The 16,673-nt window shown below is 60.7% G+C and carries 9 protein-coding genes and 1 tRNA gene; 7 read left to right on the forward strand and 3 right to left on the reverse strand.

Annotated features, from left to right (window positions below):
• Positions 1–33: 33 nt before the first annotated feature.
• Positions 34–849 (forward strand): hypothetical protein, encoded by an 816-nt coding sequence (locus tag FJ398_16800; protein MBM3839591.1) that lies wholly within the window; start codon positions 34–36, stop codon positions 847–849.
• Between the two features lie 59 nt (positions 850–908).
• On the opposite strand, the gene FJ398_16805 is transcribed toward FJ398_16800, so the two are convergent.
• The 3 genes from FJ398_16805 to FJ398_16815 all read right to left on the reverse strand — a co-directional run bounded on the left by FJ398_16805 (position 909) and on the right by FJ398_16815 (position 9,794).
• On the reverse strand, positions 909–6,974 hold the full coding sequence (locus FJ398_16805) for a hypothetical protein (GenBank protein ID MBM3839592.1): 6,066 nt from the start codon (positions 6,972–6,974) through the stop codon (positions 909–911).
• 605 nt (positions 6,975–7,579) lie between these two features.
• Positions 7,580–9,415, reverse strand: a complete 1,836-nt coding sequence (locus FJ398_16810; GenBank protein ID MBM3839593.1) for a sulfatase — start codon at positions 9,413–9,415, stop codon at positions 7,580–7,582.
• A 304-nt stretch (positions 9,416–9,719) separates the two neighbouring features.
• Positions 9,720–9,794, reverse strand: a tRNA-Val gene (locus tag FJ398_16815).
• Between the two features lie 330 nt (positions 9,795–10,124).
• On the opposite strand from FJ398_16815, the gene FJ398_16820 reads away from it, so the two are divergent.
• The 6 genes from FJ398_16820 (at position 10,125) to FJ398_16845 (ending at position 16,548) form a co-directional block, all read left to right on the forward strand.
• The gene (locus FJ398_16820) at positions 10,125–11,525 is read left to right on the forward strand and encodes a hypothetical protein (GenBank protein ID MBM3839594.1); all 1,401 of its coding nucleotides are present in this window, start codon (positions 10,125–10,127) and stop codon (positions 11,523–11,525) included.
• Positions 11,526–11,661: 136 nt separating this feature from the next.
• Positions 11,662–13,005 (forward strand): cardiolipin synthase B, encoded by a 1,344-nt coding sequence (locus FJ398_16825; GenBank protein ID MBM3839595.1) that lies wholly within the window; start codon positions 11,662–11,664, stop codon positions 13,003–13,005.
• Positions 13,006–13,199: 194 nt separating this feature from the next.
• A complete protein-coding gene (locus tag FJ398_16830) occupies positions 13,200–14,066 on the forward strand; it encodes a type II secretion system protein (protein MBM3839596.1) in 867 nt (288 codons plus the stop codon).
• 204 nt (positions 14,067–14,270) lie between these two features.
• Entirely contained in the window at positions 14,271–15,167 is an 897-nt protein-coding gene (locus tag FJ398_16835; GenBank protein MBM3839597.1) for a type II secretion system protein, read from the forward strand.
• A 104-nt stretch (positions 15,168–15,271) separates the two neighbouring features.
• Positions 15,272–15,844, forward strand: a complete 573-nt coding sequence (locus FJ398_16840) for a superoxide dismutase family protein (protein MBM3839598.1) — start codon at positions 15,272–15,274, stop codon at positions 15,842–15,844.
• A 77-nt stretch (positions 15,845–15,921) separates the two neighbouring features.
• Positions 15,922–16,548, forward strand: a complete 627-nt coding sequence (locus tag FJ398_16845) for a DUF4339 domain-containing protein (protein MBM3839599.1) — start codon at positions 15,922–15,924, stop codon at positions 16,546–16,548.
• Positions 16,549–16,673 lie beyond the last annotated feature (125 nt).

The following is a 16,673-nucleotide window of genomic DNA, read 5'->3' on the forward strand; positions in this document are numbered from 1 at the left end:
CCCAGCAACCGAAAGCTCTTCTTCGGCCACGACATGACCGCCGAAGGGGCCCCCGACACCATCCTTGACGACGGCATTACAATCAGCTTTCGCGCTCGCATCCCGACCCCCAAGAAAACGACGGCCCCTTTGGACAAGATTTATGCCGATGGCCAGTCAGAGTCTGGCGAAAAGCCTTATCCCGAAGGCGGTGATGGCTATCTGGTCAGCGATGGCGGCAAAGGGAATATCACGGTCAAACAAGCGGCGAACGGCGCGGTTGCTTTCGCATTGACTGTGCCCAACGACACTTTCGGCGGGAGCCCAACCGGCACGAAAGCGAATTTTTCCGGCCTGACGATGAACCGTTTGAATGGCACAGACATCGTGGCGGCGGTCAACTTTGACAGCCCGGGCGAATTGCGCGGCGTGGAGCTGGACCCTACGGAATGGCACGAGTTCTGGATCGTGATCAAAGCGGACACGACCGGCGTCGGAAATTACTCGGTCCAAGTGTTCGTCGATGGTTCCACGCAACCGACCACGCACATCGTGACGGCCGGCAACGGAAGTGATTTCGGCGGGATTAGCTATCTTGCCATCGGCGGAAGCCGGACGGCAGAGAGTTGGGCGTTGGACCTTGATTTTGTCGCCTACAAGATCGGCGCTGAGTTGCCGCCCAAACCTGCCGAGCCGCCCAAGTTCAGTCCGGTCGTTCGCCAGGGGAATAGCATCGTGCTCACCTGGACCGGCGGCGGAACGCTGCAAGCTGCGGACGGCGTGGCTGGACCTTACGCGGATGTAACAGGAGCGAGCCCGTTAACTGTGCCGCTGTCTGGAACTCAAAAATTCTATCGTCTCAAACGATAAGCCGTAAATTCCTTCGAGTCGTCCAAAAGAGGCGGGCTGGAAGCCTGCCCTACGCTTACCTACGGTTGCGCGGGTGTGATGATTCGATAGAAACGAGCGGTCATGCCTGAGGACGAGTCGCGCACGGTTTCGACACGCGTGGCGGCTTCCGCCTGCACGTCTGCGAGTTTGCTCCATGTGGCGTCGATCATTGAGTGCTTGCACTGGACGGTGTACGTGCGCTTCGAGATGGCTTGAAATTCCAAGACCACGGATCCGGCGAGGTTCACGCGGAGGATTTTCAGCGCGCTGTTCGGATCGGCGGGATTCGTTCCGGACAGGAATTCCTGCAGATTCGTCAGGCCGTCCCGGTCCGGATCCGCGTCGGCATCACGGCCGGACGGATTCGTCCCGTTGGCTATTTCCCAATCATCCGGCAAACCGTCTCCGTCGGAGTCACGGTTTGGCGCCGGCGCCGTGTTGGACGCGCTGAAAGTTGGTCCGGATCGCAGCGGCCCGATCTCGGCGCCGCCATCCGTGAGGCGGCCTTCGGAAAGGCCAGGTTGCTGAAATCCAAAATCGACGGCGTCGATCAGGATTCCCTCTGCCGAGTAAATCCGCAGCGCTTCGCCCAGCGGGTCGAGGTTGAAATTGACGTGATCCGATCCTTTGGTTGGTGCGCCGTCGGCCTGCCACACCGCCCATCCGCCCGCGGCCACAAAACCCAACGGCGCCACCTGAAATTTGGTTTTGCCGGCCAGCGACGGATCATCCGTCAACCAGAGTCCGGCCAGCGCGACAGGTTTCATATCGGTATTGAACAGCTCAAACCAATCCTCGCCGCTCGCAGAGGAAGCCAGCCACTCATTGATTCGCAAAGCGTGCGCAGAACCCAGTTCGGCCGGGGCGGCATTGATTGTTCCCGGAGTCTGCACGGACAAAAGACGCCAGGCACTGCCGCTGCGCCCGATCGAGAAGCCGCTGCTCTGCATGCCGAATTCAAGGCCATCGGCCACGCGGCCTGCCGAGTCGCGCAGATACACGCCCCCGCCACGTGCGCTCAAGCCTCGCCCACTCTGCAATTGCGGCTCCAGGCTCGCGGACACCGGACGCGCCGGATCAAATCCGATCACGAGAAATTCCGAAGCGCCGATGCGCGACCCGGTGGGAAAGGTCCAGGATTTTCCGCCGCCCGGTTCCAGGCTGATTTCAAAGCCTGAAAGATCAATGGTGCCAGCTTGGGAGTTGAACAACTCCACCCAACCCGCGCCGTTCGCGCTGGAGGCGAGGATTTCGTTGAGCACGACGCCTTGCCGGCCCATGAGGGCGTTGCTTTGGCCCGGGCTTGCCGCGCCCGCGAAAGAAACGAAGGACGCGCTGCCGTCGGGAAGGCGGCCTTCGGAAACGCCCTCGCTCTGCGCGCCATAACTGACGCGGTCGATTTCGTTGCCTGCCGTGTCGAGCAACGCGATGAAGCCGCCGGCGGCCGAGAGCTTGAACCCCACATGATTTGCGCCCGCTCGCTCGTCCGCGTAGAGCCGGATAAAACCTCGCGGCGCAATCGAGGCCAGCGATTGGATTCGATGCAGCGCGTTCTCTGTTTGCAGAACCAGACCCTTCAACGCCGCCGGGCGCGTCGGATCGGGATTGTACACCTCAAGCCAGTCGTCGGCTCCGGGACGCGGATTCGCGAGCCATTCGTTGATCTTGAGATTGGTCGAAGGCGCCAGTTCGGCCGCGACGTTTGCGGCCCCTGGCGTTGGCGTGGACAGATTCCAGGACGCCGTCAAGCCGACGCGGCTGATGGTGAACGCCGGCGTCTGTGAACCGAACGTCACCGCGTCCACCCGCCGGCGCGAAGCATCGTAAAGCACGACGCTTTCTCCATCCTGGTCCAGTTTGAACGGAGCGTGCAGTCCCGGCGCGTTCGTTAGGCCATCGCACCAGACGAGCAGAAAGCCCTTGGGCGGAATCACGGTGCCCGCCGGAAAAACAAAGGACGCTTCGCTGTGATCAGTTACGGTCCAGCCTCCAATCGACGCCGGAGCCGCAGTTGCATTGGCGAGTTCGATCCAATCCACGCTCTGGGTGCCGGCCGAGGCTTGAGCTTCCGCTTGCGCCGAGATTTCGCTGAGCCGCACCGAACTCAGGGCCGGCGGCGCGCTGAGCCGTCCGGGCGAGCCGTTGGCCGCGTTGCTTGCGAACCAATTCACCGGATCGTCCGGATCGCCGTCGGGATCGATGACTTCGAGGGAGAACCCCTCGCCGTCCGCAGGGGCCGGCCACGCGCCGTCGTCCCGGTAAGTCACGGCCGTCACCGTGCGCCCTTCGCGATCGCGCAATTCGATTCGCTCGCCTCCATTGCTCAGCGCGCCATCGAAGTACCCGGTGACGACAGCGCCCGGATAACGCGCCGCGAACGAAGCCGAACTCAATGACGAAGCCAGCACGGCGGCCTGGCCTGGATTCAGAACGCTCCGGTGCGGAAACACAAACTCAACACCCGTGAAGGAAAATCCCGTGACGTCAAGGGCCACGCTTCCGCGATTCTGGATTTCGATGAATTCAAAGGCGTCGCCGCCAATCGGATGATACATGATTTCAGTGATCCGCAGCGGAGTCCCGATTTCGTCCGCGAGAAACTCCGCTTCCGTCAACGCGCTCCAAACGCCTTGCCGCAGCACGCGCGCTTTGATCCGAACGCTTTTGTTCAACGGAATCGGCGCCGCGTAAGCGATCGCCGAGGCTGCCACCGCGCCCGTGACCGGCACGCGCGGATCGGTTTCGTCGGTCGTGAAATAAATCGTCCCATCCACTGCGCTCAAAGTCACGGTGGCGCCGCGCGGGACGCGTCCGCCGAACGGGCTGAGACCCGGCGCGGCCACGGCCGGATAAAGGTCGGCGGTCCGGAGTTGGGCCAGCACCGTGGCCGTGCGTTGCGGGAAATACTGGGAGAGCAGGCGGTTTTGCTCCGCGCGCCACTGGTTGTCCCGCGTGTAAAGGAAATAAGGCCCGCTCTGATACGGATGCACATCGCGGCGGTAATCGCCCCAGCGCGCTGATTCCGCGACGATGGGCAATTCAACCTGGCGCGCCCGGTTTCGCCATCGTTCCGCCACCGCCGCAGGGGTGAGCGCTCCGCCGTTGAAAAAGTGTTTCTGGACGCGGTCCGCGAAGGCGAGTCGATATTCCGCGTTGCCGACGAGCTTCGTGTGCAGGCCCGAGGGGGTGTCCGCGTTTGAGACTCGGTTGTAAGTGGGATTGTCGAGAATGTTTTCGCCGTCCCAGGGCACGTAAGCGAAGCCGTGGCGCGCATCCTTGGGCCGAATCGTGTACCAGTTCTTGTTTTGCCCCCAGTCCTGATGGCCGATGTAAAAGTGCAGCAGCATGTAATCGAGGAACTGCGGGAGATCGAGATACTGCTGCATGCGCGCGTAGGCGGCCGGATCACTTAGATTCGAGATCGCGAGCATCGCGTTGTAAGCGCTCATGCTGCCATCGACCACCGCGCCTTCGTTCACGACGTCGTAATGTTCCTTTTCCCCGCCCAGGTAGGAAGCCGCGAAGGCGCCGTCCGGCCTTTCGCTCGGATCATAAATGCCCCAGTAAAGGCCGTTGATGAACAAATGGACGTAACGGTTGTGGCTCGCCAGGCCGCCCATCGCGCGTATCGTGTCTTTCGTCCAGGAATCGCGCGTGCGCTGGCCGCGCAAACGCTGGTTGGGATCCCAATGCAGCCAGGAAAAATTGAAATCCGCCCGCAGCACCAGCGTGTCGAAACTTCGGATTGGCGAATCCGGAAAAATCGGGAAGTCGAGCCGCGTCGGGCCGTAATCGCCCTTGAACACCAGCCGCAGCGGATGCTTCGGCTGCTTCTGTGGCTCGCGCGCCGCGTTGCCCTGAATCTGCACGCCGGCGCTGCGTTGAAATCCGCGCGAGCCGTCGTTCGGGATGAACTCGACCGAGCAAGGCCGCTCCCAGGAGGGTCCCCGGCTGAGCGGATGCGTGTAAATCCCGTCGGCGGAGCTGAACAAATCGTCCCGCTGCGCCACGATCGACATCACCGGCAAGGCGAGTAGCGCGTCTTTGATAAGGACGCTGTACGCCGGATTATTCATGATTTCCGGGTCCATTTCATAATCCGCCGGCACGATCCGGTTTGGAAAACCTGTGTTATGCGTGCCCCATGTCGTGGGATAACCCGCGGGAGCCGCGGGTTGGCGGAGCACGTCGTCCGCAAACAGATACGTGTGCGTGGTGACCGCGGATGGGAGCATGTTCGGTTTGAACGCCGCCACACGCAGCGTCGTCGTCGATGCAATCCGCATCGGCGCTGAGTAGGTTTGCCCGTTCGACTCGGTCGGTTCGCTGCCGTCTGTCGTGTAGCGAAACGTTACGCCGGCCAGCGGTGAAGCAATCGCCAACATGAACGGCGCATCGAACCAACCTCGCCCCACGTTCGGGTGCGGCGGTGGGACGACGCCTTCCACGGGACTCGCGCCATTGGCTCCACCGGGCGTCGGCGTGCGGAAATATCGGAGCTGGCCGGCGCTGTCGTAGCCGTACGAATAGTCATTGCGCTGTTCGGGGAACGACGCGGCGAACTCCGAGACCGCCACGCGGGGAGATTCCTGGTTCAAGAGCGCCAGGTATTCACCGGACGGGTTCAACTTGAAATTCGCGTGCAACTTCGCGCCCGCCGAGGTGGGCTTGCGATCTTTGCCCGAAGCGAACACCACCAGGTATTGCCCCGGGCTGAGCGAGACCGCCGGAAAAACCCAGCGGCCCAGATCGTCGCGGTTGTCGGTCAGCGACCAACCTTCGAGATTCACCGAGGTAGTGCTCAGATTGTAGATTTCAATCCAATCCTGAAGTTCGCCATCCTCATCCTTCAGCCCGTTCGACGCGATGTTGGAAGCCAGGAATTCATTGATGCGCACGCCGGGCGTTGCGAAAATCGGATTCAGAGTAACCGACCAGTCCCCGCCGGAGAAAAGATTCGCCGGATTCGCGAAGTCGCGAATGCCGTGGGCGGCGTTCCAGAAAAACCGAACCGGACCGGCGGGCGGCGGCGCAAACTCGAAACGATACGGCCCGGCGGAATCTCCGGTCACTCTCGTGGCGGCGACGCCATTGACTAGCAAATCCGAAGCTTCGACGCCTTCGACCGGTTCGCTGAAGCGGACTTCCACTTGCGTCAAACTTCGAACCGTCAGTCCAGGGCGCGGCGCGGCTTCGGCGAGGGCCGGCGCCGTGCGATCGATGATTTCGTAGGGCCAGGCGCCGGCGGCGACCGGATCGAAGCGGTTGGGCGGCGAAGCCAGGTCCGTGATCAAGGTGTCGGCGTCCCAGCGCAATTCCACGGCGCCGGAATCCGTTGGATCGAACGTGAACGTGTAGCGCGCCGCCGTGCCTTGAACGGAGGTTGCGGCGCGAGCGCCCAGGAAAAAATCGGACGCGCTGACCCCAGCCACCGGCTCGGTGAAAGTCACGACCACATTGGTCAACCGCTCAACCATGCCCGGCGCCGGTTCGATGGACGCGATGCGCGGCGGCGTCACGTCCGATTCGACTGAGATCAGTTCTCCATCCCATTGCAGATCGCTGCTCGTGAGCGAGGTGTTGAAAACCTGGACCGCGAGCGCATTGCGGCCGGGCACGAGATAGCTTGGCGACGGCAGCGGATACACCGTGAAATTGACTGGCTCCGTGACAGCCGCGGTCGCGAAGCTGTTGAAGGCGCGTTCGCCTGCCGGCACGTTGTTGCGCGCCACCTCCACGCCGTTGATCCAGGCGATGAAGCCGTCGTCGCAGATCGCGCGCAAGTTGAGTTCCTGGATTTGTGACGGATTGCCCACATCGAACGTGGCGCGAAGGAAAACCGAGGAGTATCGGTTCTGCATATCGGCGAGGAGCGTGCCGCCGGAAAGATTTTCGCCGTAATGAAACGGCGCGGGGCCCAGGGCCCAGCGCGAATCGTCAAAGGCCGCTTTGCGCCAGACGTCCATGGGAGCCGAGGCTTCTTGCGTGCCCTTGAAGTAACGCCACGCCGATTGGGTGGAAACCATCGTGGCGGCTGCGGCGCGGTTCGATCCCAACACCGCCGCCGCGAACACCAGACAAAACAGACGCAAACCAGTTTTCATTTAGAATCTCAAACCCGCAGTGCCTGCAACCGCAGCGAACCTGCCATCATTTGAGAGCAATTTCCACGCTACAAAGCGAGGCAGCGGCGACGCGAACGAGACATTTTCACGGATTCAGATTCGACGACTTACTGATCACAGCGTTCCTCGAAACAAGCGAAGAACCTCTGCCAGACGCTGGCGCAATCGAGGGTTCTGGAATTTGTCGGTGCCCTGCCGATTGCAAATCGGCGATACCGCAGATTGAAAATCTGCGCTACGGTTCTCCGGTCGATCTGTCGTCAATCCCACGGTCTGCACAGTAAGTACAGGATTAACGTTCTTGCGAAATACGAACCGACCCAGAGCGGTTTTGAATTCCTGAATTCCGTTCGTTCCATAATTGAGCAAGCGGGATTTGAACAGCGGTTTGACTTGGTCCGCCCCCTCGCTCCGAGGAAACCGCCTAGTTATGACGATGCATTCGGATTACGCCAGGAGGCGTTTGCAGCGCAGAACCGAATGCGCCGTTTGAGCGAGGCGCTCGGCTCGTGTCGCATTTTTCCGGCTTTCCTGATTTCCGTCCAAGGCGATGCCGCTGGCCAAAACTGACACGACATTGGGTGTCATTTCAATCCCGCCAGAATATCCTCCAGCAAGCGCGGCACGTAGGGCGCGAAGCGAGCGTCGGGGACGGTTCCTTTGGCCGGGAATTCCTTGAGGCGATCCCGGATCGGTGAGGCTTTCTGGCCCAGCGCATCGATGGCGTTCAACGCCGCCACGGAAACGAACACGCCGTTTTTGTCCATCGGTCCCAGTTCCGCGAGCGTGGCCAAAGCGAGTTTCAAATCGGCTTCACTCCCGAATCGCCCCAGCGCTTCGGCAGCAACGACGCGGACGTACGGCGAGGTGTCCTTCAGTGCTTCGAGCAATTCCGCGCGCGCCGATTCCACGCCGGCTTTTTCTCGCATCAACATTCCGAGCGCGGCCCAGTAACGCACGGCGCTGTCCAGGTCCCGGAATGCTTGTTTGAGGGCGGGAACGTCTTCGGTTCTCAAGAGAGATGCGCGGTCGGCAGTATCGAAAATGCGCTGAAACGGATACCTGGCGTCTTCGTGGCCCATCTCGTACGGCGTGGAGCCTCGCGAGCGGCTGTGGATTTCACCTTCAGGCAGGAAGCCCACGTCGCGGATTCTGAGGGCCAGACTTTGCTGGGCCCCACGCAGCCGCGCCAAGACTTTCTCGTGTCCGGGCGAGCGAGCCAGGTTGTGGACTTCATCCGGATCGCTTTGAAGATCGTAGAGTTCCTCCGGTGCTTTGGTGTTCCAGAAGACATCTTGTGCCGGCGTCAACTTGCCTTCGTCGTGGAGCCTTTTCCAAACGCGGGTCGTCGGGGTCTGGAACATGTATTGAACGTGCTGCCCATAGAGTTTGTGGGGCATGTAATTCCGAATATAAACGTAGCGGCCATCGGTCACGCTGCGGACCAGGTCATAGCGCTCGTCCATACGGCCGCGGAAGCCGTGCATCCAAGGGCGTGGCGGATCCTGGAACTTCCCCATGAACGAGTAACCCTGCATCCACTCCGGAGGCTTGATGCCCGCAAGGCTTAGCATCGTGGGCGCGAAATCGACGAAGCTTACGAGGCGATCTGATTTGCCGCCGGGCCTGTATTCTGGCGGCGCGAGATGTCTGAATTTCTCCGGGAAATAAACCGCCAGCGGGACGTGCAATCCGGAGTTGTAAGGCCAGCGTTTGCTGCGCGGCATGCCGGAGCCGTGATCGCCCCAGTAGAAAACAATCGTGTCCTCCGTCAGGCCGTCGTCCGCGAGTTCCTTCAAGCGCTCGCCGGCGTCGGCGTCGGCCAAACTCACGCAATCGTAATACTGCGCCCAGTCCTGGCGGACCTCGGGAGTGTCCGGATGATAGGCCGGGACGCGGACTTTGGCTGGATCGTGGACTTGTTTGTGAGGGCGCGCGCGGATTCGGCTTTCGTGGCTTTTCTCGGAATTGAAGACGGCGAAGAACGGCTGACCGGATGGCCGATTGCGCCAGTGGCCGCGCTTGGAGGAGTCGTCCCAGACTTTGCCGGGCTTCGCGAGATTGTAGTCTTCTTTCGCGTTGTTCGAGCAATAGTAGCCGGCTTCGCGCAGAAACTGCGGGAACATTTTCATGCTGGGCGGCAAGGACACCATGCTGCGCATGTGCTCGCTGCCGGTCGATGGCGGATAGAGTCCGGAGATGATCGTGGTGCGGGCCGGTGCGCAGACGGGCGCGCAGGACCAGACGCGCGTGTAGATCATACCCCTGGCAGCCAGGCGATCGACGCTGGGTGTTGTGGCGAACGTGTCCCCGTAGCATCCCATTTGCGGACCGTGATCTTCGCTGGAAAGCCAGAGGAGGTTGGGGCGATCCGAAGTGGCTGCGGCGAAGGCGGGCATGGGCAGCGCGGCGAACGGCATCGCCACAATCGCGAGAATCGCCAGGATGCGCAAGGCAAGTCCGCTCGGTCGGGCGAGTCCGTCCCGGCGCGTCGCTCGACGCGCTTGGAACACGTCCGACTCGGCTCGCTGGGGACAGGCTCGCCCTACCGTCTGGTTCATGGGAAGTTGCCTTGGCCCAGAAGCCATGCACATGGCCCTTGAACCGAAAACCGTGCGGACCGCAGCCTTCAGGCTGCTTCCGCGCACTCTCCGGAGTCCAGCGTTGAAGCGGCCTAAAGGCCACGGTCCGAGGAGACGGTTCATGGGAAGATCGTCCAGGGAATGGTGCGCGCTGCAGGGTTCGAACCTGCGGCCCCTTCCGTGTGAAGGAAGTGCTCTACCACTGAGCTAAGCGCGCAATTGAAATCGAAAGAGCTGAGAGAACCGAGAGCTTTCATCGTCTTTCGTGTGAAACGAGCGAGGCGGAACATCGCCGCTTCTGCGCGCGGATTCAAGCCGAAAACTTCCTCCTTGACGGAGGGGAGCGCGCGACAGAATTCTTCGTAGCGCAGACTGGTCGTCTGCTGTATCGCCGATTTGCAATCGGCAATGCGCCGATGAGTTCCGAGGCACTCGACATATCGGCCACGCCGCAGAATGCAATTCTGCGATACAGCAGAGTCCAACTCTGCGCTACGCGGCGAGCCGGTACCAACTCAGGTCTCCGGACCACGCTGCAAAACTCGTGATGCACCGATCAAAGACGCTCGCTATCTGCCCTCCATCAGTCCTGGCGCGTTGGTTGCCAGCGTTGCTCGGTTTGCTCATCGGGTCGGGCAACCTCCAGAGCCAAAGTCCGCCGCCGGCCGAAACGTCCTGGCCGAAATTCCGGGGTGACTTGCTCAATACGGGTTCGACGACTTCCCCGGCCCCACGCCAGGGGCGCCTGGCCTGGAGCACGCAAATCCGAGGCGCGCGCGAGTTTTGGTCCTCGCCGTCTTTGGTCAAAGACCGGCTCTACGTGGGCAATTCCAACGGCAACGTTTACTGCCTGGACGCGAACAACGGCGATCTGATCTGGACGTATTACGGGGATTCCTACGCCATCTTTTCCTCCCCGACCGTCGCGAACGGCAAGGTCTTTTTCGGAGCGGCAGATCGAAAAATCTATGCCCTGCCGGTGGAAGACCCCAATTCGGATGGCACCCTCGCGAAAACGGAGATTGTCTGGGATTACACGGTGGGGCCCAGCACCGGCGGAGTGAACGACGTGCTTCCCGGTTCGCCTGCGATCAAAGACGGCAAAGTGTTTCTGGGCGCGATCGACCAGTATTTCTATTGCTTCGATGCTCAAAACGGCGAGGTGCTCTGGAAAACCTGGACGCCGTATCGAGGACAGCATGCTTTCTCGTCTTCTCCCGCTCTTTACAAAGGCAAGGTTTTCGCCGCGACGGGAAATCAACCGGGCCGGGAGAGCAGCGGCCGGCTTTACTGCTTCGACGAGAAAAGCGGGCGAATCCTCTGGGAATTCGACATCGACGATATCACGTATTCTTCCCCGGTCATTGACCAGGAAAACGACCGCGTGATCATTGCCAACAGCGGCGATTGGATCGCCAACGCCGGGAATCGAACCTACCGCCTGTACGCGCTGGCCATCGATGGCGCGGCGGAGGGCGTCGATGCGGGCGTTCCGGACGATCATCATGGAAACTCGGATTTGATCTGGGCCTACGACACGCGCCGCTATGTCTATTCGTCGCCGGCCATCCACGCGGGAAGACTGTATTTTGGCGGGAGTGATGGAAACCTGAGGTGCCTGGACGCCAAGACCGGAAAAACCATCTGGGTCTGCGAAACACCCACCCGGGGTGGTTCCGGCATCATGAGTTCCCCTGCGATTGCGGATGGGTTGGTTTTTGCGGGCACAGCCGATGGCCGATTGATCGCAGTGCCAGAGATAGATCCAGACGGCGACGGCGTGATTTCGACGGAGGAAATTGTCTGGTCCTATCAAATCGGCGGGAAGATCGTGTGCTCGCCAGCCATTGCCAACGGCGCGGTGTACATCGGGAGCTACGACGGGACGCTCTACTGCTTCAGGAACGCGGAAGTTCAGAAACTCAAAACCGCGGATGAACGCGAATAGACGCGAAGGCTTCATGGGAAGCTCCCTTGGTTTCTGAACCATGCGCGCGCCCCCTGAACCCATGGCTGGTAGGGCGGGGCTGCACCGCTGCATCGACAGAAGACCGGCTGCGCGGCAACGCAGCCCTACCTGGTTCATGGGAAGCCTCCTGTTCCTTACGGACCTGCTTACTGGCCATGAGCCGAAGGCTGCGCGGACCGCAGCCTTCAGGCTGGTTCAGCGCATTCGAAAATTCTTTGTCCCAGGACTAGCCACCCTCGCCCTTCTCACCGGTTGCACCAATTTCCACGGACGCGGCATTCAGTATCAACTCCAGCCGCAATACGGCGTGGACGAAGCGCAGTTTCTACGGTCCATGGGGCAATTGGTCGGACCGGAAATCGTCGGCGGCAATCGCGTCACCAGTCTGGTCAACGGCGACCAGATTTTTCCGGCGATGCTTGAAGCCATCCGCAGCGCCAGGAAAACCATCAATCTCGAAAGCTACATTTATTGGTCCGGCGAAGTAGGCCGGCGGTTCACCGATGCGCTGACGGAACGCGCCCGCTCCGGCGTGCGCGTCCACGTGCTGCTGGATTGGGTCGGCTCTCGGCGAATCGATTCGGAATTGCTGCGGCGCATGCGGGCCGCCGGTGTGGACGTGCAGAAATACAATCCGCTCGTCTGGTACAATCTTGCCCGCGTCAATCACCGCGACCATCGGAAACTTCTGATAGTGGACGGGACGGTGGGATTCATCGGGGGCGCTGGCGTGGCGGACATCTGGCTCGGCAACGCCGATTCGCCGGCGCACTGGCGCGACACGCACTTCCGTTTGGAAGGGCCGGCGGTCGGCCAAATGCAGGCCGCCTTCATGGACAACTGGATGAAGACGACGGCCAACGTGCTCGACGGCCTCGATTATTTCCCCGATTTGCTCCCGGTGGGCGATCACTTCGCGCAAGTCATCAAAAGCTCTCCGCGCGAGGGGACCGAGAGCGTGCGCCTGATGTATTTGATCTCCATTGCCGCGGCGCGCAAAAGCATCCGGTTGTCGATGCCGTACTTTGTCCCCGGCGCGCTGACCACGCAGCAATTGCTGGATGCCCGCAAACGCGGCGTCGCGGTGGAAATCATCGTGCCCGGCGCGCGGACGGACACGCCGATCGTGCGGCATGCTTCGCGGTCGAAATGGGGGCCGTTGCTCGAAGCCGGCGTGAAAATCTACGAGTACCAGCCGACGATGTACCACTGCAAAATGATGATCGTCGATGATTTCTGGGTCTCGGTCGGCTCGGCGAATTTCGACAGCCGCTCCTTTCGGCTCAACGACGAATCGAATCTGAACGTGCTGTCGAGCGACTTTGCCGCCGAGCAAGTGCGGTTGTTTGAGCATGACAAGCGACAATCACGCGAAGTGGCCTACCAGGATTGGAAACGGCGTTCGGTGGGAAAACGGTTGCTGGAATTCCTAACCGCTCCCTTCCATTCGCATCTCTGATTCAAAAAGGAGTGCGGGCAGCTTGCGCGCACAAGAGCGTTCGGGCGTCTTTCAGGAACACGCGGGCAAGCTGTCCGCGCTCCTTTCCGCGAGATTCTTGAATCGACGTGGAGAAGGGCCCCTGCGCGCGCGCGCTTGAATTCAAAAGACTTTCAGGCAATATGCAGGGGTAGCCGAACAGAGCCCTACATTCTATGTTTCCGGACCAATCCACCCGAACTCCTCGCTGCGGGTTCACTTTGATCGAACTACTGGTTGTCATCGCCATCATCGCGATCCTCGCCGGGATGTTGCTGCCGGCGCTCAGCAAAGCAAAAATGAAAGCGACCGGCTCCGCCTGCCTGAGCAACCAGAAACAGCTCATCCTCGGTTTCGTAATGTATGCCGGGGATCACGAAGAGCAGATGCTCTACACTGATCCCGGTCCGGGGCAAATTGGAAATCCAGGCGGCGGTTTCTGGCCTGGCCCCTACACGGATGCCGGCCAATTCCGGGAAGTCAGCGGAAGCATGAGCCGCACGGAAGCGCAGCGCAACGTCGAGAACGGGATCAAGAAAGGCGCGCTCTACAATTACGTGTCCGCGCCCGGCGCGTATCATTGTCCGGGCGACTTGCGAACCAAGAATCTGCGGCCGGGATTTGGCTGGGCTTACGACAGTTACTCCAAAGCCAATGGCATGAACGGCCACGCCGATTGGCAAGGCGGCGCTCAGACCCCTTACAAGAAGCTGAGCGTCGTCCTGGATGCGGCCGAGGCCATGGTCTTTCTGGAGGAAGCCGATCCGCGCGGCCGCAACCTCGGCACGTGGGTGATCGATGTCGAGCCTTCGGCGCGGTGGATCGATCCGTTCGCCATCTTTCACGGACGGACGAGCACGATCTCGTTCGCCGATGGCCACGCCGATATTCACACGTGGATCGAAGCGAGCACCATCAAGGCCGCGACCGATTCGGCCCGGGGCCGCGAAAGCTTTGGGTGGAGCGGGGGCAACAACAAGAACCGGGATTTCCAGTGGGTTTATCAGCGCTACAAGCACCCAAAGTGGGCGCCGCTGAAATGAGCGCCTGTCTTTTGGCATCCCACTCCAGCCGCGCATTTCGCGAAACGGAGCTGGAAAGCTCCGCGAACCCGCAGGCTCGAAAGCCAGGCTCGAAAGCCTGCGTTACCTCCCACGAAAACAAGTCCGGACAAGTGCGCGCTTGAAATCGGCACGTGTTGCGCGCATAAGAAGGACCATCAAGTCGCCAAACCAAGTTACTTACTTATGAAAATCCAACACCTTGCTCCTTCACTGCGCGCCCGCATCCAATCGCCGCAAACCGGATTCACTTTGATCGAATTACTCGTGGTGATCGCCATCATCGCGATTCTTGCGGGCATGCTGCTCCCCGCCTTGAGTCGCTCCAAGTTGAAGGCCACCGGCGCGGCTTGCCTGGCGAATCAAAAACAGCTCAGCCTCGGCTTCTACATGTATGCCGGCGACAATGACGAAAAGATTCTCTATACCGATCCCGGCCCCGGACAGGTTGGGAATCCGGCCGGCGGCTTCTGGCCGGGACCGCACAGCGACAACGGCGCGTTTACGGACATCGCTGCCAGCCAGGGAGTCGGCGTCGCCCAACGTTACGTGGAAAATGGCATTCGCAAAGGGGCGTTGTTTCCATACGTCTCGGCGACCGGCTCCTACCATTGTCCGGGCGATCTCCGAACCAAGAATCTCAAACCGGGCCGCGGCTGGGCTTACGACAGTTATTCCAAAGCCAATGGCATGAATGGCGGCGGTTGGGAGGGATCGTCCGCGACCGGCGGGCCGCAGCCGTTTTTCACCAAATTGAGCAACGTCCAGGACGCGGCCGAGGCCATGGTGTTGCTCGAAGAGGCGGATCCGCGCTCTTACAACCGCGGCACATGGGTGATCAACGTCGGAACGCCCGGATGGGTTGATCCCTTTGCCATTTTCCACGGCGACACCAGCACCATCTCGTTTGCAGACGGCCACGCGGAAAGCCACAAATGGGTCGAAGCCAGCACGATCAAAGCGGCGCGAGATTCCTCCCGGGGCATCGAAAGCTTTTACTGGGCCGGCGGAAACAACAAGAACCGCGATTTCCAGTGGGTTTATCAGCGGTACAAGCATCAGAAGTGGGCGCCGCTGAAGTAAGTGACATCCTTGACCAACAGACTGGGTGCCTTCATGATCCCCCGCAGTAACCGGCGGATTTGCAGCAAGACCACCGCCTCAACTTCTGATGTTTTGAGACTAATATGAGAAGCGCCAAATCAATCCTCACCTCTTCCATCATCACCGCCACACTCTGGGCTTTGCAGTGTTCGGCGGCTGACCCGCACGCTCAAGCGCACCAGGCGGCCTGGAGCGCGGTCACCAAAGCGGTGGCGGCAATCCATGCTACTCAAGGCAACAAATGCCACGGCACGGTGCAGTTCTCCCAGGTCGGCGACAAAGTCAAGGTCGTCGCCACCATCGAGGGGCTGACGCCGAATCAGAAGCACGCGATTCACATTCACGAGACCGGAGATTGCACGTCCGCCGATGGCATGAGCGCGGGCGGGCATTACAACCCTGAAGGCCACCAACACGGCCTGGTGAGCGCGGGAAAACGGCACGCGGGCGACCTGGGAAATCTGCAAGCGGATGCCAATGGCAAAGCGCACTACGAAGTGACGGTCGATAACATCTCTCTCGTAGGGTTAAAGAATCCGATCCTGGGCCGCGCGGTGATCATTCACGCGAAAGAAGACGACGGCGGCCAGCCGGTCGGAAACGCCGGCGCCCGGCTGGGCTGCGGCGTCATTGGCATCGCGAAGTCGAGCCCGTAGAACCCTGAAATTGGCCGGCGTTTCTCCCTCACCCCTCTCCCGCTGGGAGAGGGAGAATTCCGCAATCCGCAATCTGAATGACCGAAGGCATCTTTTACCTGAAGCTCGCAGGCAAGGTGGAAGGACCCTACACCATCGGTCAAATCTACGATTTGTGGGCCGCACGGAAAATCAATTCCCAAACCATGTTCGCCCGGCTGGAGGCGATGGATAAATGGCTGCCGCTCGCGGAGTTAACCCTGACCGTTTCTCCACCGCGCCCGACGATTCCCAAGCCGGCTCCGCCGGAGGCAGCACCCGTGGTCCCGGCCCGGCCGCGAACCGCGCCAAGCTTGCGTCCGGAAGATTACCTTCCTTCCATCCCGACGAAGACCGAGCGTCCTCCGCGTCCCGCCCGACAGCCTTCTTCAGCGATCTCAACGCGAATCGGAAAAGTGCTTCTAGGCCTGGAGTTGCACATTGGAATCTGCCTGGCTGGCGGTGTGCTTCTTGCTCTGTATTTCTTGTTCTTTCTCCCGGCCTCGACGGACGGGATCGAAGTGAACCAGGAGCGGCTGTTCCTGAAACAGAACGGTGTGCTGGCGGGAATAGGCTTGGTTTTGCTGGGCGGACTGCTTATTGTTGCCCGTCAGATCCAGCAAATCTCGGCGGCGCCGAAAGCAGACACAGCGAGCAAAAGCGAACGAAAACTGCCTCAACCTTAGTGGTCCATTTCATAAATACGCTCACGTTCGCGGCAAGGGATTTTTCGGCCAGACGAGGCGCGAGCGACGAGCATATCCCGAAGTGGATCTGTAAGGAGCAAGCAACGAAGTCTGGCGAAAAAGAA

The organism is Verrucomicrobiota bacterium (genome assembly GCA_016871535.1).
Classification (GTDB): Bacteria; Verrucomicrobiota; Verrucomicrobiia; order Limisphaerales; family SIBE01; genus VHCZ01.